This window comes from Christiangramia marina (assembly GCF_048285865.1).
Classification (GTDB): domain Bacteria; phylum Bacteroidota; class Bacteroidia; order Flavobacteriales; family Flavobacteriaceae; genus Christiangramia; species Christiangramia marina.
This window is the reverse complement of the sequence record NZ_JBLVTK010000002.1, coordinates 272510-294542: the sequence shown is the minus strand read 5'-3', so window position 1 is coordinate 294542 and position 22033 is coordinate 272510. Positions and strand designations below refer to the sequence as shown.

At 39.7% G+C, this 22033-nt stretch carries 22 protein-coding genes; 11 read left to right on the top strand and 11 right to left on the bottom strand.

Annotated elements, in window-relative coordinates:
* The 7 genes from ACNKXS_RS07795 to argH all read left to right on the top strand — a co-directional run.
* A partial coding sequence (locus tag ACNKXS_RS07795; RefSeq protein WP_417920390.1) for an Asd/ArgC dimerization domain-containing protein occupies positions 1-650 on the top strand: 650 nt, incomplete at its 5' end.
* Between the two features lie 58 nt (positions 651-708).
* On the top strand, positions 709-1503 hold the full coding sequence (gene proC, locus ACNKXS_RS07790; RefSeq protein ID WP_417920389.1) for a pyrroline-5-carboxylate reductase: 795 nt from the start codon (positions 709-711) through the stop codon (positions 1501-1503).
* Between the two features lie 2 nt (positions 1504-1505).
* Positions 1506-2660: an aspartate aminotransferase family protein gene (locus tag ACNKXS_RS07785; protein WP_417920388.1), complete on the top strand. Its 1155-nt coding sequence runs from the start codon at positions 1506-1508 to the stop codon at positions 2658-2660.
* Positions 2661-2723: 63 nt separating this feature from the next.
* Positions 2724-3671, top strand: a complete 948-nt coding sequence (locus ACNKXS_RS07780; RefSeq protein WP_417920387.1) for an N-acetylornithine carbamoyltransferase — start codon at positions 2724-2726, stop codon at positions 3669-3671.
* Complete coding sequence (gene argB / locus ACNKXS_RS07775) at positions 3659-4459, top strand: acetylglutamate kinase (RefSeq protein WP_417920386.1); 801 nt, start codon at positions 3659-3661, stop codon at positions 4457-4459. The genes ACNKXS_RS07780 and argB overlap by 13 nt, the downstream gene beginning before the upstream one ends.
* On the top strand, positions 4459-5529 hold the full coding sequence (locus tag ACNKXS_RS07770; RefSeq protein ID WP_417920385.1) for a M20 family metallo-hydrolase: 1071 nt from the start codon (positions 4459-4461) through the stop codon (positions 5527-5529). The genes argB and ACNKXS_RS07770 overlap by 1 nt, the downstream gene beginning before the upstream one ends.
* A 164-nt stretch (positions 5530-5693) precedes the next feature.
* Entirely contained in the window at positions 5694-6971 is a 1278-nt protein-coding gene (gene argH / locus ACNKXS_RS07765) for an argininosuccinate lyase (RefSeq protein WP_417920384.1), read from the top strand.
* Between the two features lie 64 nt (positions 6972-7035).
* On the opposite strand, the gene leuB is transcribed toward argH, so the two are convergent.
* Genes leuB through ACNKXS_RS07745 form a run of 4 tightly spaced genes read right to left on the bottom strand, consistent with a single transcriptional unit; the run spans position 7036 to position 11339 of the window.
* A complete protein-coding gene (leuB, locus tag ACNKXS_RS07760) occupies positions 7036-8151 on the bottom strand; it encodes a 3-isopropylmalate dehydrogenase (RefSeq protein ID WP_417920383.1) in 1116 nt (371 codons plus the stop codon).
* A 9-nt stretch (positions 8152-8160) separates the two neighbouring features.
* Positions 8161-8778: a 3-isopropylmalate dehydratase small subunit gene (leuD, locus tag ACNKXS_RS07755; RefSeq protein ID WP_417920382.1), complete on the bottom strand. Its 618-nt coding sequence runs from the start codon at positions 8776-8778 to the stop codon at positions 8161-8163.
* On the bottom strand, positions 8778-10160 hold the full coding sequence (gene leuC, locus ACNKXS_RS07750; protein ID WP_417920381.1) for a 3-isopropylmalate dehydratase large subunit: 1383 nt from the start codon (positions 10158-10160) through the stop codon (positions 8778-8780). The genes leuD and leuC overlap by 1 nt, the downstream gene beginning before the upstream one ends.
* 6 nt (positions 10161-10166) lie before the next feature.
* Positions 10167-11339: a 2-isopropylmalate synthase gene (locus ACNKXS_RS07745; RefSeq protein WP_417920380.1), complete on the bottom strand. Its 1173-nt coding sequence runs from the start codon at positions 11337-11339 to the stop codon at positions 10167-10169.
* A 148-nt stretch (positions 11340-11487) separates the two neighbouring features.
* On the opposite strand from ACNKXS_RS07745, the gene ACNKXS_RS07740 reads away from it, so the two are divergent.
* Together ACNKXS_RS07740 and ACNKXS_RS07735 are read left to right on the top strand one after the other, a co-directional pair.
* On the top strand, positions 11488-13032 hold the full coding sequence (locus tag ACNKXS_RS07740; protein WP_405198292.1) for a hypothetical protein: 1545 nt from the start codon (positions 11488-11490) through the stop codon (positions 13030-13032).
* A gap of 8 nt (positions 13033-13040) precedes the next feature.
* The gene (locus ACNKXS_RS07735; RefSeq protein ID WP_417920379.1) at positions 13041-13916 is read left to right on the top strand and encodes a DMT family transporter; all 876 of its coding nucleotides are present in this window, start codon (positions 13041-13043) and stop codon (positions 13914-13916) included.
* Between the two features lie 59 nt (positions 13917-13975).
* Here the strand turns inward: ACNKXS_RS07735 and ypfJ are convergent, their stop codons facing one another.
* From ypfJ to panB, 3 genes are all read right to left on the bottom strand, one after another.
* Positions 13976-14821, bottom strand: coding sequence for a KPN_02809 family neutral zinc metallopeptidase (gene ypfJ, locus ACNKXS_RS07730; protein ID WP_299153815.1), 846 nt, complete (start codon positions 14819-14821; stop codon positions 13976-13978).
* A 51-nt stretch (positions 14822-14872) separates the two neighbouring features.
* Positions 14873-15577 carry an RluA family pseudouridine synthase gene (locus tag ACNKXS_RS07725; RefSeq protein WP_417920378.1) on the bottom strand — a complete coding sequence of 235 codons (705 nt, stop codon included), beginning with the start codon at positions 15575-15577 and terminating at the stop codon, positions 14873-14875.
* A gap of 61 nt (positions 15578-15638) precedes the next feature.
* Positions 15639-16457 carry a 3-methyl-2-oxobutanoate hydroxymethyltransferase gene (panB, locus tag ACNKXS_RS07720; protein ID WP_141877328.1) on the bottom strand — a complete coding sequence of 273 codons (819 nt, stop codon included), beginning with the start codon at positions 16455-16457 and terminating at the stop codon, positions 15639-15641.
* Between the two features lie 65 nt (positions 16458-16522).
* Between panB and ACNKXS_RS07715 the strand changes: the two genes are divergently transcribed.
* Positions 16523-16969, top strand: a complete 447-nt coding sequence (locus ACNKXS_RS07715; RefSeq protein WP_417920377.1) for a nuclear transport factor 2 family protein — start codon at positions 16523-16525, stop codon at positions 16967-16969.
* Here the strand turns inward: ACNKXS_RS07715 and ACNKXS_RS07710 are convergent.
* The 3 genes from ACNKXS_RS07710 to ACNKXS_RS07700 form a co-directional block, all read right to left on the bottom strand.
* Positions 16966-17991, bottom strand: coding sequence for a formylglycine-generating enzyme family protein (locus ACNKXS_RS07710; protein WP_417920376.1), 1026 nt, complete (start codon positions 17989-17991; stop codon positions 16966-16968). The two genes, ACNKXS_RS07715 and ACNKXS_RS07710, sit on opposite strands and share 4 nt — an antisense overlap.
* Positions 17992-18082: 91 nt before the next feature.
* Positions 18083-19087, bottom strand: coding sequence for an alcohol dehydrogenase (locus ACNKXS_RS07705; RefSeq protein WP_417920375.1), 1005 nt, complete (start codon positions 19085-19087; stop codon positions 18083-18085).
* A gap of 61 nt (positions 19088-19148) precedes the next feature.
* A complete protein-coding gene (locus ACNKXS_RS07700) occupies positions 19149-19835 on the bottom strand; it encodes a CPBP family glutamic-type intramembrane protease (protein WP_417920374.1) in 687 nt (228 codons plus the stop codon).
* A gap of 168 nt (positions 19836-20003) precedes the next feature.
* On the opposite strand from ACNKXS_RS07700, the gene ACNKXS_RS07695 reads away from it, so the two are divergent.
* Positions 20004-21626 carry a dihydroxyacetone kinase subunit DhaK gene (locus tag ACNKXS_RS07695; protein ID WP_417920373.1) on the top strand — a complete coding sequence of 541 codons (1623 nt, stop codon included), beginning with the start codon at positions 20004-20006 and terminating at the stop codon, positions 21624-21626.
* Positions 21627-21690: 64 nt separating this feature from the next.
* On the opposite strand, the gene ACNKXS_RS07690 is transcribed toward ACNKXS_RS07695, so the two are convergent.
* The coding region (locus ACNKXS_RS07690; RefSeq protein WP_417920372.1) for an L-serine ammonia-lyase, iron-sulfur-dependent, subunit alpha at positions 21691-22033 on the bottom strand (343 nt) is incomplete at its 5' end.

The window sequence follows — 22033 nt, the reverse complement described above, 5'->3', positions numbered from 1 at the left end:
ATGCTTTTGTTTATGGTCTTCCAGAAATAAATAAGGATAAGATACAGTCTGCGAGTTTTATTGCGAACCCGGGATGTTTTGCTACAGCGATTAGCCTGGCGATTCTTCCATTGGCACAGGCAGGTTTATTGCTGGAAGACGTACATGTGAATGCCGTAACTGGTGCAACCGGTGCTGGTACTTCGCTTTCTAAAACAACACATTTTACCTGGAGAAACAATAATTTTTCAGCTTATAAAAGTTTTGAGCATCAGCATTTGCAGGAAATCGGGCAGAGTCTAAAGCAGCTGCAGGAATATCATAGTGCCGCCATCAATTTTATTCCGAATAGAGGAAATTTTTCAAGAGGTATTCATGCAACGGCATACACAAAATTTGAAGGTAACCTGGAAGAGGCAAAATTGATGTATTCCGAATTCTATAAAAATGCCGCGTTTACTTTCATTACTGAAGAGGAATTACACTTAAAACAAGTGGTGAATTCTAATAAGTGCCTGTTGAGGTTGCAAAAATTTGATGATAAATTATTGATCACAAGTGTGATCGATAATCTACTGAAAGGTGCCTCAGGACAGGCTGTTCAAAACATGAATCTTATGTTTGGCTTTGAAGAGAAAACAGGTTTAAATCTAAAGGCAAGTTATTTCTAAAAGTAAAGAGTTGGAGGATGTTATTTATTACACAAGAATGATTGATAATTAAAGCGATATGAAAATAGCAATTATGGGTGCAGGGAATCTGGGTGTTTCCATTGCGAAAGGCCTCATTTTTAGTAATGCGTTTACCACGCTATATCTAAGTAAAAGAAAGATCGAAGATATCCAGGATTTTGAAGAATATGCAAAGGTTCATGTAACTTCAGATAATCTTGAAGCAGTAAGAAATTCTGACATTCTGATCTTTGCCGTTCAGCCTACGCAATTTGAACGTATTCTTGAGGAGATCAAAGATGAACTTACAGATAAGCATGTTTTAATCTCAACAGTTACCGGCTTTAAGATTCCCAGGATCGAAGAAATCATTGGTCAGGATCATTATATTATCAGGTCAATGCCTAACACGGCGATCGCTGTTGGGAAATCCATGACCTGTTTGTGTAGTAATGAAGCTGGTGAAAAAAGAATTAAGATCGCAGAAGCTATTTTTAACAGACTGGGAACAAGTATTATCATTCCCGAGAACAAAATGCAGGCAGCAACGGTAATTTGTGCCAGTGGTGTTGCTTTCTGGATGCGTTTAATACGTGCCACCACTCAGGGAGCTGTACAACTTGGTTTTGATGCGAAAGATGCGCAGGAGCTTTCTATGCAAACCTGCCTGGGAGCTGCTAGTCTTTTGATAGAATCCGGTAAACATCCGGAGGAAGAGATCGACAAGGTTACCACTCCAAGAGGCTGTACCATAGAGGGTCTTAACGAGATGGAACATAACGGCCTGAGTTCTTCGCTCATTAAAGGAATACAAGCCTCTTTTAAAAAGATAAATACAATATCAAACCAGTAATTATGGAGTTATTTGATGTTTACCCGTTATACAATATCACCCCGGTAAAGGGTGATGGTTGCTATGTTTATGATAAAAGCGGCAAGAAATACCTGGATCTTTATGGAGGTCACGCGGTTATCTCAATTGGTCATGCGCATCCAAACTATGTACAGGCTATACAAACTCAGGTGGCAAAACTTGGGTTTTATTCCAATTCCATTAATAATCCTTTGCAAAATGAACTTGCTGGTAAACTGGAGCGAATTGCCGGAATCAGAGATTATGCACTGTTTCTATGCAGTTCTGGAGCTGAAGCTAATGAAAATGCATTAAAAGTCGCTTCTTTCCATACGGGCAAGGACAGGATCATCTATTTCGAGAATGCTTTTCACGGTAGAACTTCTGGCGTAGTAGCGATTACCGATAATGAAACCATCAAAGCACCATTCAACAAAGGCCATAAGGCTACCCGATTGGCTTTTAATAATATAGCTGCATTAGAAACTGAACTCAAGAAAAAGGATGTTGCAGCCGTTATTTTTGAAGTGATCCAGGGTGTTGGCGGACTGGATGAAGCAGATTCCGGTTTCTACAAGGCCGCAGCCGATATTTGTAAGGAGTACAATGTCATGCTAATCGCAGATGAGGTACAGTCTGGTTATGGCAGAACAGGTGATTTCTTTGCTTTTCAGAGACATGGAATCAGGCCTGATATTATTAGTATGGCCAAAGGAATGGGAAATGGTTTTCCTGTGGGCGCAATTTTGATCGATAATAAAATTACTCCTCGCTACGGAATGCTGGGTACGACTTTCGGCGGAAATCATCTCGCCTGTGCTGCGGCGATTTCAGTTTTGGATACTATTAAAGAAGAAAACCTGATGCAGAATGCTGCTGAGGTTTCAGAATATATCCGGGAGGAAGCAGCTAAGATTTCAGAAATAAAAAAGATAAAAGGTCGTGGTTTAATGATTGGATTGGAGTTTGACTTTGAGATCGCTGCACTTCGGAAGGAACTATTATTTGACTTCCAAATATTTACCGGGGCATCATCCAATAAAAAACTACTCCGAATCCTACCACCATTAACTATTCAGAAAGAACATTTTCAGGTCTTTTTTGAAGCTTTACGACAAGTATTGATAAATCAAAAAATAAGCTCTGAAACTTCCTAAGGAACACTTTAGAAAAATAATTAGCATCGTCCATAAACTTCGGTTTTCAGAAAAAATATAAGAATGAAAAACTACATAAACTTATCAGATATAGAGGATCTTAAAGCTTTGATCCATGATGCAAGAGGCATGAAATCGAATCCTTCAGAAGAAAAACCTGGAAAAGGTAAGACTCTGGGAATGTTATTCTTCAATCCAAGTCTTCGTACCCGTCTAAGCACCGAAAAAGCTGCCAGATTACTAGGTATGGAGGTGATGGTCATGAATGCTGACAAAGATGGTTGGGCATTGGAATTTGAAGATGCTGCGATCATGAATTCAGATAAAGCGGAGCATATTAAAGAAGCAGCTGCGGTGCTTTCTCAATATTGCGATATCATTGCGGTTCGTGCATTTCCAGGATTAAAAGACAGGGAGCAGGATGAAACTGAACTGGTGATGAATAGTTTTAAAAAATACGCTACAATTCCCGTAGTGAATCTGGAAAGCGCTACAGGCCACCCATTGCAGGCCCTGACAGACGGCATCACCATCCAGGAGCTGAGTGAGAAATCCCGTCCAAAGGTAGTATTGACCTGGGCTCCACATCCAAATGCCTTACCACACTCTGTAGCGAATTCTTTTACAGAAATGATGCAGCAGATAGATGTAGATTTCGTGATCACCAATCCAGAAGGATATGATCTGGATCCAAAGATTGTAAGAGATATACGTGTTGAACATGATCAGAAGAAAGCCTTTAAGGACGCCGACTTTGTATATGTCAAAAACTGGAGTAGTTACGAAAAATACGGTCAGGTACTCGAGGTGGAAGAAAACTGGACCGTAGATCAGGCTAAATTAAAAAATACCAATAATGCAAAAGTGATGCATTGTCTTCCTGTAAGGAGAAATGTCGTAATTGCTGACGATATACTGGATAGTGATAATTCCATTGTGATCCAGCAGGCGAATAACAGAACCTATGCAGCCCAGGCGGTATTAAAAAAATTACTGGAATGCTCGAAATAGTTCACAATCCGGCAAAAGATGTTCTTAATGTCATTAAGATAGGAGGGAAGCTCATAGAAAACAAGGAGCTACTCGATTCTTTCCTCACAGATTTTGTTCAACTGAAAGGTCCTAAAATCCTGGTACACGGAGGTGGAAATAAGGCTACTGAAGTCGCAGGGAAATTAGGCTTTAAAACTCGGATGATAGATGGCAGAAGAATTACAGATAAGGATTCTATGGAAGTGATCACGATGGTTTATGCCGGACTTTTAAACAAAAGTATCGTTGCAAAATTGCAGGGACACAAACAAAACGCGATCGGACTTTGCGGAGCAGATGCGAACGTACTAATTTCCAGAAAGCGTGAAGTTAAAGATATCGATTATGGCCTGGTTGGGGATGTGGTGCAAGTGAATACTGAATTTATCAAATCAATTCTGAAGCAGGAGATCGTACCCGTGTTTTCAGCGATTTCTTCTACGGATGACGGAGTTTTGCTGAATACCAACGGAGATTCTGTAGCTTCAGAAATAGCGATTGCCATGAGCAATATCTATATAACCCAGCTTTTTTACTGTTCAGAAAAGAAAGGAGTTCTTAAGAATATCCATGACGATGATTCAGTAATTGCTGAATTGAATTCAGATAAATATCAACAATTGAAAGCTTCGAAAGTGCTCACAGATGGGATGTTACCAAAACTTCATAATTGCTTTGAAGCCATCAATAGAGGAGTTTCAACCGTCTATTTAGGAGATGCTGAACTTTTGAAAAAGGGTGCAAAACATACAAAAATTGTAAACTAATGCAGATGAAGAAACTTCAGAAGGAAGCATTACAACTATTGCAGAACCTGATCAGGACCCAATCTTTTTCAGGAGAAGAAGATAAAACAGCAGACTTGCTTGAACGATGGTTTACAACCCACAACATTCCGCATCAGCGAAGCCTCAATAATGTCTGGGCGACCAGTAAGTATTTCGACGATACAAAACCAAACCTGTTGCTCAATTCACATCATGACACGGTAAAACCAAATTCAGCTTACACCAGAGATCCTTTCGAGGCAAAGATTGAGAATGGTAAATTATACGGTCTTGGCAGTAATGATGCGGGAGGTTGCCTTGTCTCGCTCCTGGCTGCTTTCACCTATTTCTATGCCGAAGAGGATTTGAAATACAATCTCATTTTTGCCGGAACCGCGGAAGAGGAGATCAACGGAAAGAATGGTATTGCAGCACTATTACCAAAATTACCTAGGATAGATGTTGCGATTGTTGGCGAACCAACCCTGATGAATCTCGCGGTAGCTGAAAAAGGTCTTATCGTTTTCGATGCCGTAGTAAAAGGAACTCCTTCGCATGCGGCTCATCCAAATACTGATAACTCGATCTATAAAACTGCGAGAGTTCTAAACTGGTTCGAAAACTTTAAATTGGAGAAGGTCTCAGAAAGTCTGGGAATAGTGAAAGTGACGGTCACGCAGATCAAGGCTGGAAGTCAGCATAATGTAGTGCCCGCCAGGACGCATTTGGTGATCGATGTTCGGGTAAACGATAAATATAGCAATGCAGAGATCGAGCAGATTTTAAAAGAAAAAGCGCCAGTAGATGAGATCAGTGCGAGAAGTTTAAGATTGAATTCGTCTTCGATCCCAATAGATCATGACCTAGTTAAGGCAGGAATTGAAACTGGGATGGCAACTTATGGGTCGCCAACACTTTCAGACCAGGCGATGTTAAGCTGTCCTTCCCTTAAATTAGGACCGGGAGATTCTACAAGATCACATTCGGCTGATGAATTTATTTATGTAAAGGAGATCGAAGAAGGTATTGAAAAGTATATAGAATTGCTTGAAAAAGCACTTAGGAAATAATATCACTGAAATTGTTGCACTGAGCTCGTCGAAGTGCGAGATGCTCAGTGCAGCAACGGTAATAATTTTTGGCTGAAATTGTTCAACTTCACATAAGATCTTGAATTCAGAAATTCGGCGAAGTCAAACCAGTTCAGGATAACGGATAATAAAAATTAAAAACTATGAAACTCTGGGATAAAGGTATTTCAATAGACAAACAGATAGAAAAATTCACTGTTGGTAACGACCGTGAACTCGACATGCATCTAGCTAAATATGATATACAGGCGTCCACAGCACACGCTAAAATGCTTGGGAAAGTTGGGATTCTGGAAGTACAGGAAGTAGATTTATTAGTTTCAGAATTGGAGCTATTGAATCAGCAACTCGAAAATGGTGAATTTCAGATCGAAGAAGAATTTGAAGATGTGCATTCCAAAATCGAATATGAACTCACTTCAAAACTGGGAGACACTGGAAAAAAGATTCATACGGCCCGATCAAGGAACGACCAGGTTTTGGTGGCTCAGCAATTATATTTTAAAGAAAACCTGCTGGAAATTTCTGGAAAGACCATGAATTTGATCGATGTTCTTTTAAACCTTGCAGAGGAACATAAGGAAAAACTACTTCCCGGGTATACCCATCTACAGGTGGCGATGCCTTCCTCGTTTGGTTTATGGTTTTCAGCATATGCAGAATTATTAATTGATGATCTATACTTACTCGATGCCGGGTTAAAGATCGTGGATCAAAATCCGTTGGGTTCTGCTGCCGGGTATGGCTCCTCATTTCCTATAGACAGGGAATCTACCACCAGGGAACTCGGCTTTGCAACCCAGAAGTATAATGTCGTAGCGGCCCAGATGAGTAGGGGGAAATGTGAGCGAACGGTTACTTCCAATATCTCATCTCTTGCAAACACACTTTCCAGGTTCGCTATGGATATTTGCTTGTATATGAGTCAGAACTTTGATTTTATCACTTTTCCAGATGAATTGACTACCGGTTCCAGTATCATGCCACACAAGAAAAATCCTGATGTTTTTGAACTGGTTAGAGGAAAATGCAATAAGCTGCAGGCGATCGCAAATGAAATGATCCTGATCACTAATAATCTCCCAAGTGGATATCACAGGGATTTTCAGCTTATTAAAGAGAATAGTATTTATGCGGTAGAAAATATCAAAGAAGTTCTGGACGTTTTCACTTATTCTATCAGCAAGATCATTGTAAAAAATATCGATATCACGGATGAGAAATATAAATATCTGTTTACCGTAGATAGTATCAACGAACTCGTGATAGGAGGTAAGTCATTTCGGGATGCTTACCAGATCATTGGAGAGCAGGTCCAAAGTGATACTTATGAAGCTACCAAAGGCATGCAGCATACTCATTCCGGTAGCAAGGATAATCTTTCATTAAATATGATCAGGACAAAATTGCAACAGTTATAAAACGACACGCCTCCTGAAAACCTAAATTTCCAGGAGGCTATTGTCTACAAACATGAACTAAAATTTAAATAATGGTCGTTTGTCCTAAACTCAGGTTTTCCTTATTTACAATATGATTTTCAGTGTCACTAATAACGCTTTCCAGAAAATCTCCAACCCTTTCGGTCGAGTAATGGTTATCTTTATTAATGTCTATAGTACAAACATTTAGTTTCAGGCTGAGGTCTACCGCCATCCTAACTGTTTCAGCTTCGGTTTTAAGTCCTAAATGATCCAGTAGCATCGCAGCAGAAAGTACAGAAGCTAAAGGATTTGCTATTCCCTGCCCGGCGGCCTGAGGATAAGAACCATGTATGGGTTCAAAAAGTGCATTTTCATTTCCTACGGAAGCAGATTCCAACAAACCAATACTACCACCAATAACACTCGCTTCGTCTGAAATAATATCACCGAACATATTTTCGGTTAGAATTACATCGAATTGTCTGGGATTCAGGATCATTTGCATGGCCGCATTATCCACGAATAAGTAATCCACCTCCACTTCAGGGTATTCCTTTGCAATTTTAGTAACCGTTTTTCTCCATAAACGAGATGTTTCCAGCACATTAGCTTTGTCTACCAGCGTTAATTTGTTCCTCCTTTTTTCCGCAGCTTTAAAAGCGAGATGAGCTACGCGTTCAATTTCTTTTACAGAATAAGTGCAAAGGTCTGAAGCGCTTTGACCATCTTCTGATGTGCTTTTCTCACCAAAATATATTCCGCCTGTAAGTTCTCTGAAAATGATCATATCTGCTCCTTCAATATTTTCTCTTTTAAGCGGAGATTGGTGTAAAAGGCTTTCGTGAGCTTTTACGGGTCTAATGTTCGCGAAAAGACCTAGTTCTTTTCTTAGTCGCAACAGGCCCTGTTCCGGCCTCACTTTCGCCGAAGGATCATTGTCATATTTAGGGTCACCAATCGCCCCAAAAAGCACAGCGTCAGATTTTTTACAGAGTTCCAGTGTTGTCTCAGGCAAAGGATCCCCCAACTTATCAATTGCTACCGCGCCAACTTCAGCTTCTTCAAAATTGAACTCATGATCAAATCTATCTGCAACAGCCTTCAGCACTTTCATTGACTGCTGTGTTATTTCAGGACCAATCCCGTCTCCGGGAAGTACAGCTATATTAAATTTCATACATTATTTTTATAAGGTTTCCTGTGATACAGGTTTTATGTCTTTACGTTTCTGCTCAAATTTCTTAATAGCTTGCACCTTACTCGTTAGATAATCTATATCATCATATCCATTGATCAGGCAGGTTTTTTTGTAGGGATCTATGTCAAAATGTTCCTTTTCACTAGAACTTTCAATATTTATGAATTGATTCTCAAGATCTATGCTGAAATTTTCTTCCGGATCTTTCTCTATTGCAATAAAAAGCTTGTGAAGAAAATCGGGACTTACCTGAACGGGCAGAAGTCCGTTATTTAAAGCATTACCTTTAAAAATATCTGCAAAGTAACTGGACACAACAGCTTTAAAACCGTAAGCTCTTATGGCCCAGGCGGCATGTTCACGACTTGATCCACATCCAAAATTATTTCCTGCGATTAATATAGAACCAGAATATTTATCTTGATTCAATACAAAATCTTTATTTGGATCTCCATTTTTATCGAAACGCCAGTCCTTAAAAAGATTTTCACCAAAACCAGCTTTGTCTGTCGCTTTTAGAAAACGGGCTGGAATGATCTGGTCTGTATCTACATTTTCATCATCCAGAGGAACGGCGGTATCTGTAAGTGTTATAAATTTCTCCATTAGTTCAATGTTAGCGTATAATCTGAAATCTTTCCTGAAATAGCAGTCGCTGCGGCGGTCAATGGACTCGCCAGAATTGTTCTGGAACCGGGTCCCTGCCTTCCTTCAAAATTTCTATTACTGGTAGATACACAATATTCTCCTTCAGGGATCTTGTCATCGTTCATTGCCAGACATGCTGAGCATCCTGGTTGTCTTAAAGTAAAACCGGCTTCTTCAAAAACCTTGTCCAGTCCTTCTTCTTTGATCTGTATGGCTACCTGCTGACTTCCGGGAACGATCAAGGCATTTACATTTTCTGCTTTCTTTTTTCCTTTGATATAAGCTGCAGCAACTCTAAAATCTTCAATTCTGGAGTTCGTACAACTACCAATAAAAATATAATTGATAGGTTTATCCAGTAAAATTTCGCCCGGCTTAAAATTCATATAGGCTAAAGCCTTGGCATCGCTTTTATTTCCTTCCACAGGAATGCTACCGGTGAGTTTAATTCCCATTCCCGGGTTTGTTCCATAGGTGATCATGGGTTCAATGTCTTCAGCTTCAAATGAATATTCCTGGTCAAATTCTGCTTCCGGATCAGTTTTCAAGGTTTCCCAGTAAGCCGTCATTTTATCAAAATCGGTGCCTTTAGGAGCAAATTCTCTGCCTTCCACATAATCTATCGTGGTTTGATCTGGAGCAATAAGTCCGCCACGCGCTCCCATTTCTATACTCATATTGCAAACCGTCATTCGGCCTTCCATAGACATTTCTTCAAACACTTCTCCCGCGTACTCACAAAAGTAACCGGTACCTGAATTTGTTCCCAGTTTACTGATTATGTACAGGATTACATCCTTAGGTAAAACTCCCTTCTTCAGTTTACCATTCACATTTACTCGAAGTTTTTTTGGTTTTTTTACCAGTAGACACTGGCTTGCAAAAACCTGAGTTACCTGGCTGGTTCCTATTCCGAAGGCAATAGTTCCAAAAGCGCCATGAGTAGAGGTATGGCTATCACCGCAAACTATGGTCATGCCAGGTTGAGTGATTCCCAGCTCCGGGGCCATTACATGAACGATCCCGTTGTAGGGATGTCCCAGTCCATAAAGCGTAATATTGTTCTCTTCACAGTTCTGACTCAGCTCTTTTAGTTGCTTCCGGGATAAAAGATCCCTGACCGGTAAATGCTGATCCTGGGTTGGCGTATTATGATCTGCCGTAGCTACGATCTGTTGCGGACGAAAAACCGGGATGTTTCTTTCCTTCAACTCATTAAAAGCCTGAGGACTGGTTACTTCGTGTATTAAATGTTTATCGATATACAAGACGTCCGGCCCATCAGGAATACTTTCCACAACATGCGAATCCCATATTTTATCAAATAATGTTTTCTTCATAACAAATCATGCAATTGCTCGTGAACTCTTTTTGAAGATATCCATGATTGTATGAATATCAGTGTCTGCCACCTGTTTTTTAGCATCTGCAAAGCTTAAAAACTCTAAGTAAACATGATCCAGCTCTATTTTTGTTAGATCATAACCCATTTTCTTGGCTTTGTAAGCAAGCGCCGCTCTGCCACTACGGGCAGTTAAAACAATAGCCGACTCGGTGACCCCGACATCGGCTGGATTAATGATTTCGTATGTTTCTCTATTCTTGATGACGCCATCCTGGTGAATTCCAGAACTATGCGCAAACGCATTGGCACCTACGATAGCCTTGTTAGGCTGTACGAACATACCCATCTCTCTAGAGACCATAGTACTGGTGTCGTATAGCAATTGTGGATTAATATCTGTATTCAAATCAAGATATGGATGTTGTCTTAAGATCATGACGACCTCCTCCAAAGCCGTATTGCCAGCACGTTCTCCAATCCCATTGATGGTGCATTCTATCTGCCTGGCTCCATTAGTAATACCGGCAATTGCATTGGCAGTAGCCAGTCCAAGATCATTATGACAATGGCAGGAGATGATCACATTTTCGATCCCAACCACATTTTCTTTTAAGTATTTTATCTTTCTGCCATATTCTTCCGGTAGGCAATAACCTGTAGTATCTGGAATATTTATTACGGTAGCACCGCTTTTAACGGCTTCGGTACAAACTTTTGCCAGGAATTCGTTTTCAGTCCTTCCAGCATCTTCCGCATAGAATTCAACATCGTCTACGAAACTTTTAGCATAAGCCACGGCTTCACCAGCTCTTTCAATGATCTCTGGACGACTGGAGTTGAACTTATATTTTATATGAGAATCTGAAGTTCCAATTCCTGTATGGATTCTTGGCTTTCGGGCATATTTGAGCGCATCTGCAGCAACCTTGATGTCGTTTTTTACGGCGCGGGTAAGTCCGCAAACCGTAGCATTTTTTACGAGTTTTGAGATTTCGGTAACAGATTGAAAGTCACCAGGACTTGATACCGGGAAGCCTGCTTCAATAACATCAACACCAAGTTCATCGAGTCGTGCAGCGATCTTCTTCTTCTGTTCCGTATTCAATTTGCAGCCGGGGACTTGTTCTCCGTCCCTCAATGTAGTGTCAAAAATTTCTACCTTTTCAGTACGCATGTGAGATTTATTTTACTTTATCTTTAACTAATGTATCAGTCTCACTACAAGTTTTCTGGTCACAGTCCCAACATGTTACAGTAATTAAAACAAAGTAAAAAGTATATAACTAACTGAATTACAATTAACTAGTAAACCTGCTCTTACAATGACCAATGATCTAACCGAAAACCTGTTTTCTTTAATCAAATCCTTATCTGCTTCAGAAAAAAGACAGTTTTCACTATATGTTGGTAGAATTGGGGTGAATTCAGATTCAAAATTTCTGAATTTATACAAAGTAATCTCAAAACAGAAAAAATATAATGAAGCTGAAATTCTTGAAAATACCAGTATTACGAAGCTTCAGCTTTCCAACGTTAAAACGCATCTTTACAAGCAGCTTTTAATTTCTTTGAGACTCAATCCAGCACACCAGAGTATTCCCGTTCAAATTCGGGAACAATTGGATTTCGCCTATATTTTGTATCACAAAGGTTTATATAAGCAGAGCTTAAAGTTGCTGGACAAGGTAAAGTTGCTGGCACTAAATTTTGAAGAGAAGAACCTTGCTTACGAAGTTCTGGAACTTGAAAAGATCATAGAGTCGCAATATATTACCCGGAGTATGAATAATAGAGCAGATATTCTTATTCGTCAAACCCGGGAGATCAGCGCCCTGAATTCACTGTGGGGAGACCTATCGAATCTTTCCTTAGAATTATATGCGATATTTTTAAAACAGGGATATTGCCGTACAGAAGAAGAAGCGATTTCCATTAAGGAGTATTTTAAAAAGCAACTTCCTAATTATACATTTTCTGAGCTTGGTTTCAGAGAGAAATTATGGGTTTATAAATCCCATATGTGGTATAGTTTTCTAATTCAGGATTTTCTGGGCTGTTACCGCTATTCGATGAAATGGAAAGAACTTTTCGTAGAATATGATCATATGATCCCCGTGCATCCTGTTTCTTATCTAAAAGGAAATCATTACCTGTTGGAATCTTTGTTTTATTTGAATCATACAGAGCTTTTTGAAAAGACTTTGATCCAATTGGAAAGTTCCTTACGAGATGCACAGATCCCACATAATGATAATATTGCGGCACTTTCTTTTCTCTACGTCTATTCCAATAAATTGAATTTAAAGTTTATGAAAGGTGAGTTTGGAGATAACCAGGAGCTCGTCAAAAAGATTACGGATAAGATCACAAAATTCAAGGGCAGGCTGGATGAGCACCACATCATGGTATTTTACTACAAGATCGCCTGTTTGTACTTTGGGGATGGGGATAATAAAAAATGTATCGCTTTTCTAAAAAAGATCATCACTAATAAATCACTGGGAATGCGGGAAGATCTTATGTGTTTCTCTCGAATTCTCAATCTTGTAGCACATTATGAGGCCGGGCTCGATTATCATCTGGATCATCTTGTGAAATCCACCTACAAGTTTCTTATTAGAATGAACGATCTGCATGAGGTTCAGAAAGAGATGATCAAATTCCTACGAAAGCTACCGGATGTTTCGCCACTGGATATCAGGGACGAATTCAAAAAACTACATGCTGTTCTCAAAGTTTTTGAGCAACATCCTTATGAAAGAAGAGCTTTTTTATATCTGGATATCATTAGCTGGCTGGAAAGCAATATTGAAAATGTTCCGGTAAAAACTATCATTCAGCAAAAAACTGCCGCATCTTCGCGTTAAATTTAGATATGACCGCACCAAAGTCTACCAATATTTCGAATATTCTAATGCTCAACCTGGCGGTGTTGCTTATAAGCACATCTGGAGCCTTAGGTCGTTATATCACATTAGATCCCATAATCACCATTTTCTATCGCTGTGTTTTGGCAGCTGTTATATTTTATATGTACTGCCAATGGCAAAGAATAAGCCTAAAGATTGCTTCGAAAAAGGATGTTCTAAAAGTTATTTCTGGCGGACTGCTTATGGGAGCGCACTGGGTAACCTATTTCTATTCCCTGAAATATTCCAGCGTTGCTATCGCCTTGTTATCTTTATTTACCTATCCGGTCATCACGGCGTTTCTGGAGCCACTATTATTCAAAACCCAATTCAATAAGATCCATGTCGCACTGGGATTTTTAGTGCTGTTCGGTGTGTATTTTCTAAGTCCCGATTTCGATCTGGAGAATAACTCCTTTATCGCCGTACTCTTCGGAATTGCATCTGCAGTATTTTATTCTCTTCGGAATTTACTAATGAAAAAAGAGATCGAACGTTATAATGGTTCCACATTAATGTTTTACCAGATACTGGTGGTCGCTTTAGTACTGTCTCCTGCTTTCTTTTATTCTGAAGTTGATAAAGTTCTGGAACAATGGAAACCACTGCTTACGCTTGCTTTGCTCACAACCTGTATTGGCCATACCTTATTTCTGAAGAGCTTTAAGAATTTTAGTATAACTGCGGCGAGTATCATGAGTAGTATACAACCGGTTTATGGTATCGCGCTTGGAGCTATTTTTTTGGACGAGATCCCTTCAGCAAAAACCATGATTGGTGGCTCACTCATTATAAGCGCCGTTATTATAGAAAGTCTTAGCTCACTTAGAAGTAAAAATTAATATTTCAGGATTAAAAAAAGCCACTTAGATAAGTGGCTTTCGATTTTATTGAATTTGAGTTAATTTAAAACTTCTTTAAAAGTATCTCCCTGTCTAATATCTCCGGTTCTGTATCCGCGCATAAACCAGGCTTTACGTTGCTCTGAAGTTCCATGAGTAAACGAATCTGGATTTACTCTTCCACTGGTTCGTTTCTGTATTGCGTCATCACCAACAGCATTCGCGGCACTCAGTGCTTCTTCGATATCTCCTTCACTCAAATACTGCTGATTCTCCTTCGTCCACACTCCTGCATAAAAATCAGCTTGGAGCTCAAGCGCTACAGATAGTTCGTTAGCTTCAGTCTGACTCGATTGCCGCTGAAGATTACGAACTTTTCCGGCAGTTCCCATCAAATGCTGAACATGGTGACCTACTTCATGAGCCATCACATACGCAACTGCGTAGTCACCGCCTTTGGCACCAAATCTTTGTCTTAATTGATCGAAAAAAGTAAGGTCCATGTAGATTTTCTGGTCAGCAGGGCAGTAGAAAGGTCCGCTTGCAGAAGATGCACCACCACAAGCAGTTTGTACGGCATCGCTAAAAAGAACAAGACCAGGTTCCTGGTAATTCATATTATTTTCAGCAAATATATCGTTCCAAACATCTTCAGTATCAGCAAGTACAGTAGCGACAAATTCTCCCATCTCCTTTTCTTCCGCAGTTAGTTCACGGGACTCAGTCTGGGAACTGCCAGATCCTTCCAGTTGTTGTAAAACTGAAACATCACCATCGCTAAGAATAAACTGCGCAATAACGAAAATTACACCTATAATTCCTCCACCGGCAATTAATTTACCTTTACCAGAGGAACCTCTGCGATCCTCTACATTCCCGCTTTGCCTACGACCTTGCCACTTCATATTTTAGATATTTTGGTTAAAAATAGTAAAAAGGCAGAATGTAAATTCTAATTATATCATAATTGCATCCCAGATAGGATCTTTTGGAGGAGAAGCAGTGATATGAATCTCCTCTTTCTTTACGGGATGTATAAACCTGAGTTCTCTGGAATGAAGATGGATACTGGCATCGCGGTTGCTACGATCAAAACCATATTTAAGATCTCCTTTTATAGGGCTGCCAATTGCAGATAACTGACTCCTGATCTGGTGATGTCTACCCGTGTGAAGGGCTATCTCCAGAACATAATAACGATCGAGTTCTTTAATCAATTTGTAGTCAAGGACTGCTTTTTTAGAATCTGGAACTTCATTTTTATGAGCATAGGATTTATTCTGTTTGGAATTCCTTTTCATAAAATGAATAAGCTCATCACTTTCTCTTGGCGGTTTTTCTTTGACCACGGCCCAATATGTCTTCTTCGCATCCTTATCCTGAAATAATTTATTGAGTCTTGGAAGTGCTTTGGAAGTTTTTGAAAATAGTACGATGCCGCTGGTAGGTCTATCAAGTCTGTGAACAACCCCTAAATAAACATTTCCTGGCTTGTTATATTTTTCTTTGATATAACTTTTGACCACTTCAGAAAGTGGTTTGTCACCTGTTTTATCTCCCTGGACAATATCACCCGGTCTTTTGTTGATGATAATAATATGATTATCCTCGTGAAGCACCTGCAAATTATCCTTTGTGGAAATTATTTTATCTGAACTCAATAGTTAAGTTTTGTAAAGAATTAGAACGATTTAATCAATCGATCAATACTATATTTTAAGTCTAATATTGTTCATCATCTGAAGGAAATGCGCTGCTTTTCACATCATCTCGATAATTCTGAAAAGCTTTGGTCATTTCTCCATGAAGATCTGCATATCTTCTAAGGAATCTTGGATTAAACTCGTGGGTCATACCAAGCATATCGTGAACAACCAGTACCTGACCATCCACACCATTACCGGCTCCAATCCCAATCACCGGGATGGTTAGACTTGCAGCAACTTCTTTGGCTAGTTTGGCAGGCACCTTTTCAAGAACAATAGCAAAACATCCAATTTTTTCAAGCATCAGGGCATCAGCCTTCAGTTTTTCTGCTTCCTGTTCTTCTTTTGCACGAACCGTATAAGTTCCAAATTTATAGATGGATTGTGGTGTTAGTCCGAGATGTCCCATTACTGGTATTCCCGCATGCATGATCCTTTTGATACTTTCTTTAACTTCTTTTCCACCTTCAAGCTTTACTGCATGTCCACCACTTTCTTTCATGATCCTTATTGCAGAACGCAAAGCCTCCTTAGGATCACTCTGGTAACTTCCAAACGGAAGATCCACAACCACCAGGGCACGATTGATTGCTCTTACAACGCTGGTTGCATGATAGATCATCTGGTCCAGGGTAATAGGAAGGGTGGTCTCATGACCCGCCATTACATTACTTGCAGAATCACCTACCAAAATCACATCGATACCGGCGCCATCCACGATCTGAGCCATAGTGAAATCGTATGCTGTAAGCATGCTGATCTTCTCACCGTTCGACTTCATATCTACCAGTGATTTTGTTGTTATTCTCTTGTACTGTTTTTTGGCAACCGACATTCGCGTAAATTTTAATTTCAGTAAAAGTAGTAAATTCGTAGAGCACTGTCAATAATCCACGACTTATGAAAAACTTAATGTTTCTGGCGTTTATTTTTATTTGCGTCAATAGCCATGCACAATCGAACAATCCAAAGCAATTGGTTATCGATTTTTTCGAGGCTTTTCATGAGCAGGATACTGTAAAGCTTAAAACTTTTGCTACCGAATCACTTCAGTTGAAATCTGTAAGTATGAATGCTGAAGGTAAAACAACTATCAGTACTTCAGCTTATTCAGAATTTGTAAAAAGTATTGCCTCCATTCCGAAGAATGTGAAATTTGAAGAAAAAATACATGAGTACAGAATAGAAGAAAACGGACTGCTGTCGACAGTCACAACGCCTTATACCTTCTTTTATAATGGTGAGAAATCACACTGCGGCATCAACGTTTTCAATTTGGTGAAGATGGAAGGTGACTGGAAGATCATATTTCTAATGGATTCCCGGACCAAGCAGCATTGCAACTAAATATCCTTTACACATCGAAAACCAGTATGCTCCAAGCCAGTATCTGGAACCGAACTCATTCTCGCCGCAACACGATAGCCACTGCAATAACTTTCAGCACATAAAAAGGAACCACCGCGTATCACTTTTTCCTGCTCCATGTTGTAGTAGTGCTTAAAATATCCATCCTTCATTTCAGAAGTTCTGGAGTAAGCATCGGGATGATAGGTGTCAAGACACCATTCCCACACGTTTCCTGTAGTTTCATACAAGCCAAAGTCATTTGCAGGAAAGCTTTTCACAGGTGCCATCTTTTCAAAATTATCCTCTACAGTATTCTTTTTTGGAAATTCGCCCTGGTAAAAATTCGCATATTGTGCGGCAATATCAAAATCATTTCCCCAATGGTAAGTAAGAGAATCTCGACCTGCGCTATTAAAATACTCGAATTCAGCTTCTGTTGGTAACCTTTTGCCAGACCATTTAGCATATGCCATTGCATCATACCAGGAAACCTGCACCACAGGATAGTTCTCCTTACCTTCAATAGAAGAATCGGGACCCTGGGGATGTTGCCAGTTCGCACCTTTTACAAATTTCCACCACCATTCGGGGTTATAGGGATCAAAAACCAATGCTCCTGGTTCGTAGGTATTTCCTTTGAGCTCAAAACTTCTCTCTGCAGTTGTAACATAACCGGTAGCTTCAACGAATTGAGCAAATTCGGCATTGGTAACTTCAGTTTTATCTACATAAATAGGTTTGATCTCCACTTTATGAACTGGTAATTCATTTTGTTTAGCCTCTTCAGATTTTCCACCCATCAAATATTCTCCACCACCAAGTTTGATCATGTTTTCGGTAGAGGAGGAGTCGGCTCTGGTTTTAATATAAGAAATCTCCTTAAGATATTGTTTATGATAATCTGAAACCTTATGGGTTTCAGTAGGTTCTACTGCCTGGATGGGGCCATTTGATTTTTCTTCTTTACACGATGTGAATAGAAGACTTGATATTAAGAAAATGAAGATGAAGTTTTTCACGCTTGTCCTGATGAATGAGTTTCAAATATAAACATAAAAAAACCGGAAAATAAATGCTTTTACTTTCCGGTGATTCATCTTAATTTAAAATTTACATCTTCAATACTACTCTAAACCTGGCCTTATTGTTCATCATCTGGTCAAAGGCTTCAGCAACATTATCAAGACTATATTCTTCGATCATAGGTTTTGTGCCGGTCATTGCACTAAATTTTAGGGTATCCTCAGAATCTATAGCTGTTCCACTAGGCCATCCAGCGGCAGATTTTCTTCCCATAAGCAATTGCATTGGAGAAACTTCTATAGGTTCGCCTGTTGCGGCCACCATAAGTAATTTTCCGTCTATTCCTAAGCCGTCTACTATAGATGTGATTGCATCGCTATGAGGAGCTGTAGCGAGGATTAATTTTGCTCCTCCTAATTTCTGAAGCTCCTCTGCACCATCTTTTTCGTTGGTATTAATAAATTCATGCGCACCCAGTTTGGATGCAAGCTCTTTTTTATCGTTACTATGAGAAACTGCTACAGTGCGCATTCCCATTTTCGCGGCATATTGAATAGCTAGATGTCCCAGGCCTCCAATTCCCTGAACGGCAACTACATCACCTGCTCGTATTCCTGAATTTCTCAAAGCGTTAAAAACAGTGATTCCGGCACATAATAATGGCGCAGCTTCAGCTGAAGAAAGGTCTTCTGGAATATTGGCCACAGCTTCCTGTGGCGCCGTCATATATTCTGCGTAACCACCATCGTAGGAAATCCCGCTTACCCTGGCATTCTCACAACTAATAAAGTCACCACGACGACACGGCTCGCATTCAAAGCAATGACCACCATGCCAGCCAACTCCAACACGTTGTCCTTTTTCCCATTTGGAAACATTCTTTCCAATTTCTTCTATAATCCCTACAACTTCATGCCCGGGAATTCGAGGGTATTCAAGTCCTGGGAAACCACCTTCTTTTACAAAATTATCGCTATGGCAAATCCCACAGGCTTCAACTTTGATTAAGATTTCGTTTGCTGAAGGACTTGGTTTATCTACATCTTTAATGATAAAATCTCCTCCTGCTTCTTCAATTACTGCTGCTTTCATAACTTCTATTTTTTGGTTTCAGAAGTTACAAAAAGTGAAGGGGAATGCTTTTAATGCTTTGTTAATTTGACAGGGTCAAGGGAAGTATAAAAAGCAGTACCATAGAATTATTCATGCTGTGCATTAACATTGGCCAGATTAGGTCGCGATTCTCCAATTTTATTTTTCCGAAGAAAAAGCCTGCGATGATACGAGGAAAGATCATAATGAATAATATCAGGTCAATTTGAAAAGTGTCTACATAATTAAAAATGTGAACAAAACCGAAAATGATAGCACCTAGGATCCAGTTGATCAAATAATACCGGTGTAGCCAGTAACAGGTCTTTCTAAAAATATTTTCAGGGATTAACTCCCCCAGGGCATAAAAGGCAAGCAGTAAGGTCCCGCCAAGGACACCGTATTTGAGACTCCAATGCGCCTCTTCCGGGATTAGTGCGATGCCAATCATAAATAGAACACAGCATAAAAAGAATTTGAGGCTAAATTCTGTAGGTTTCAGTAAACTTCGGAATATACCTTCTTCGATGACCGGAGCGAAAATAGCTGCCATAAAAGCAAATTTCCATGGCTGTGTTTTTAATAATTCGAAGATCTCGGTTTGCTGATATTTATCGTAATCAAAAGATGGAAATGTAGATTGAAAAGCAGCCAGTAGTATGAAAAAAAGGAAATAGCAACCCAGCATCTTTCCGAAATTAGTGAGCAGGTTGAAAATTTTAAACCTCAGGCTGGCTTCTGGCAGCATTTATAGTAGCATTTGAGGCTGCAATATAAGAAGTGCAACCGCGGAAATAAAGCTTAAAAAATGGAAATATCTCAATAATTATCTCTAGTCTTAAAACTTTATGAATAGATTAAGGCTCATCAAAAAGCTTAGATTTTCGTGTTTTCTATCTTTAAGAAAAATAGGATTATGAAGTTTTTTATAAATGAAGCAGATCAGGTTGTAAATGAAGGAATAGAAGGATTGCTTACCAATCCCAAACTTACCAGACTGGATAATTTCCCTGAAGTTCGTGTAGTTCTGCGGAAGGATTGGGACAAATCGAAAGTAGCCATTATTTCTGGCGGGGGATCTGGACATGAGCCCACTCATGCGGGATTTGTTGGAAAGGGAATGCTCACTGCAGCAGTTTGTGGTGATATTTTTGCTTCACCTTCGGTAGATGCAGTGCTTTCAGCAATTATAGCAACAACGGGAGAAAAAGGCTGTCTTTTAGTAATCAAGAACTACACGGGAGACAGACTTAATTTTGGTCTAGCGGCAGAGCAGGCAAGGGAAATGGGTTATAAAGTTGAAACAATCATCGTAGGAGACGATATAGCCTTAGGAGAAGATACAGAACAAAGAGGATTAGCCGGAACCCTTTTCGTGCATAAATCGGCGGGCTATTTATCTGAAGAAGGAAAGTCTCTTCAAGAGATTTTAGAGCTGGTAATGCGTGTTGCTCAAAATTCTTATTCCATAGGTCTTTCGTTAGAGGAAGGACAGAAATTCCAGGGAAAAGAGGAATCTCGTTTGGATGAATCTGAAGCTGAACTGGGTCTGGGAATTCACGGGGAACCGGGTGTTGAAAAAATTGCTGTGGCAAAAGCTGATGAACTTATGAGTACCGCTGTGAAGAAGCTTCAGGAATATACAAGCGGAGCTGAGTATGCACTCATTTTAAATAATCTAGGAAGTGTTACTCCGGTTGAAATGAATGTATTACTGAATTCTTTTAGCAAAACTTCAATGGCGAAGAATGTAAAATTGCTCGTAGGTCCCGGAAGTTTTATGACTTCTTTGAATATGAAGGGTTTTTCTATTTCTGTGGTGAAACTGGATGAAGAAATTAGTGAAGCCTTGCTGGCAACCTGTGATCCTGCATCCTGGTTCATTAGCGAATTTGGAAAAGCCAGCGCCATTAAAAGTCCGGAACTTCCTGAAACTCTTCCATTTGAATCTTCAGAAAACAGCAAAACTAAAAAGTGGTTAAAGGAAATTGCTGAAGAATTGATCAATATGAAAGATGAGATCAATGCTCTGGATGAAAAAGTAGGAGATGGGGATGCCGGTTCTACCTTTGCAGGTGCTGGTAATAATGTACTGGAAGTTATTGACAGGTTGCCATATGCCAAAAACTGGGAACTATTTATTAGCATAGGCAGAATCTTTTCCAGAGAAATAGGGGGATCCAGCGGTGTTCTTTTCTCACTATTATTTACCAGAGCTGGAAATGCATTGAAAGAAAATGATGATCTGGGTAAAGCTCTGTTAAGCGGATTGGATAAAATGAAGGATTATGGTGGCGCGAAACAAGGGGAGCGTACGATGATAGACGCCCTGCAACCAGCTTTTGAAGCAATTGCCAAAGGTGAAAGTATGGAGAAGATAAAGTTGGCTGCACGAAAAGGTGCAGATGCCACTAAAGAAATTACCGATACCAAATTTGGTAGATCTTCTTATCTATCTGAAGATAGTTTAAAAAATGTTCCAGATCCTGGAGCAGAAGTCGTTGCCAGGGTTTTTGAAAAACTGGCAGCAATTATATAATTGAAGTTAAAATAATAACCCACCTTGAAATATTATATAATCAGGGTGGGTTTTATATTAAATATTAGCAATCACTAAGGCTTACTTTTACTGCAAGACCACCTTCAGAAGTTTCTTTATACTTTTTATTCATATCCTTTGCGGTTTCCCACATCGTTTCGATCACTTTATCCAGTGGAACCTTGGCGCGACTTGCATCACTTTCCATAGCAATTTCAGCAGCATTGATCGCTTTGATCGCTCCCATGGCATTTCTTTCGATACATGGAACCTGTACTAATCCAGCGATTGGGTCACAGGTTAAACCTAAATGATGTTCCATGGCAATTTCACTGGCCATTAAAACCTGTTCCGGGGTTCCTCCCATCAATTCGGTAAGGCCACCAGCGGCCATCGCTGATGAAACT

Excerpts from the sequence above, each read along its gene's own strand:
- panB (WP_141877328.1), bottom strand. The coding sequence starts at position 16,457 with ATGTCGGTTGCCAAAAAACAGTACAAGAGAATAACAACAAAATCACTG.
- proC (WP_417920389.1), top strand. The coding sequence starts at position 709 with ATGAAAATAGCAATTATGGGTGCAGGGAATCTGGGTGTTTCCATTGCG.
- ACNKXS_RS07700 (WP_417920374.1), bottom strand. The coding sequence starts at position 19,835 with ATGCTGCCAGAAGCCAGCCTGAGGTTTAAAATTTTCAACCTGCTCACT.
- argB (WP_417920386.1), top strand. The coding sequence starts at position 3,659 with ATGCTCGAAATAGTTCACAATCCGGCAAAAGATGTTCTTAATGTCATT.
- ACNKXS_RS07695 (WP_417920373.1), top strand. The coding sequence starts at position 20,004 with ATGAAGTTTTTTATAAATGAAGCAGATCAGGTTGTAAATGAAGGAATA.
- leuB (WP_417920383.1), bottom strand. The coding sequence starts at position 8,151 with ATGAAATTTAATATAGCTGTACTTCCCGGAGACGGGATTGGTCCTGAA.
- ACNKXS_RS07735 (WP_417920379.1), top strand. The coding sequence starts at position 13,041 with ATGACCGCACCAAAGTCTACCAATATTTCGAATATTCTAATGCTCAAC.
- leuD (WP_417920382.1), bottom strand. The coding sequence starts at position 8,778 with ATGGAGAAATTTATAACACTTACAGATACCGCCGTTCCTCTGGATGAT.
- ACNKXS_RS07715 (WP_417920377.1), top strand. The coding sequence starts at position 16,523 with ATGAAAAACTTAATGTTTCTGGCGTTTATTTTTATTTGCGTCAATAGC.
- ACNKXS_RS07740 (WP_405198292.1), top strand. The coding sequence starts at position 11,488 with ATGACCAATGATCTAACCGAAAACCTGTTTTCTTTAATCAAATCCTTA.
- ACNKXS_RS07705 (WP_417920375.1), bottom strand. The coding sequence starts at position 19,087 with ATGAAAGCAGCAGTAATTGAAGAAGCAGGAGGAGATTTTATCATTAAA.
- ACNKXS_RS07770 (WP_417920385.1), top strand. The coding sequence starts at position 4,459 with ATGCAGATGAAGAAACTTCAGAAGGAAGCATTACAACTATTGCAGAAC.
- ACNKXS_RS07745 (WP_417920380.1), bottom strand. The coding sequence starts at position 11,339 with ATGCGTACTGAAAAGGTAGAAATTTTTGACACTACATTGAGGGACGGA.
- argH (WP_417920384.1), top strand. The coding sequence starts at position 5,694 with ATGAAACTCTGGGATAAAGGTATTTCAATAGACAAACAGATAGAAAAA.
- leuC (WP_417920381.1), bottom strand. The coding sequence starts at position 10,160 with ATGAAGAAAACATTATTTGATAAAATATGGGATTCGCATGTTGTGGAA.
- ACNKXS_RS07785 (WP_417920388.1), top strand. The coding sequence starts at position 1,506 with ATGGAGTTATTTGATGTTTACCCGTTATACAATATCACCCCGGTAAAG.
- ypfJ (WP_299153815.1), bottom strand. The coding sequence starts at position 14,821 with ATGAAGTGGCAAGGTCGTAGGCAAAGCGGGAATGTAGAGGATCGCAGA.
- ACNKXS_RS07780 (WP_417920387.1), top strand. The coding sequence starts at position 2,724 with ATGAAAAACTACATAAACTTATCAGATATAGAGGATCTTAAAGCTTTG.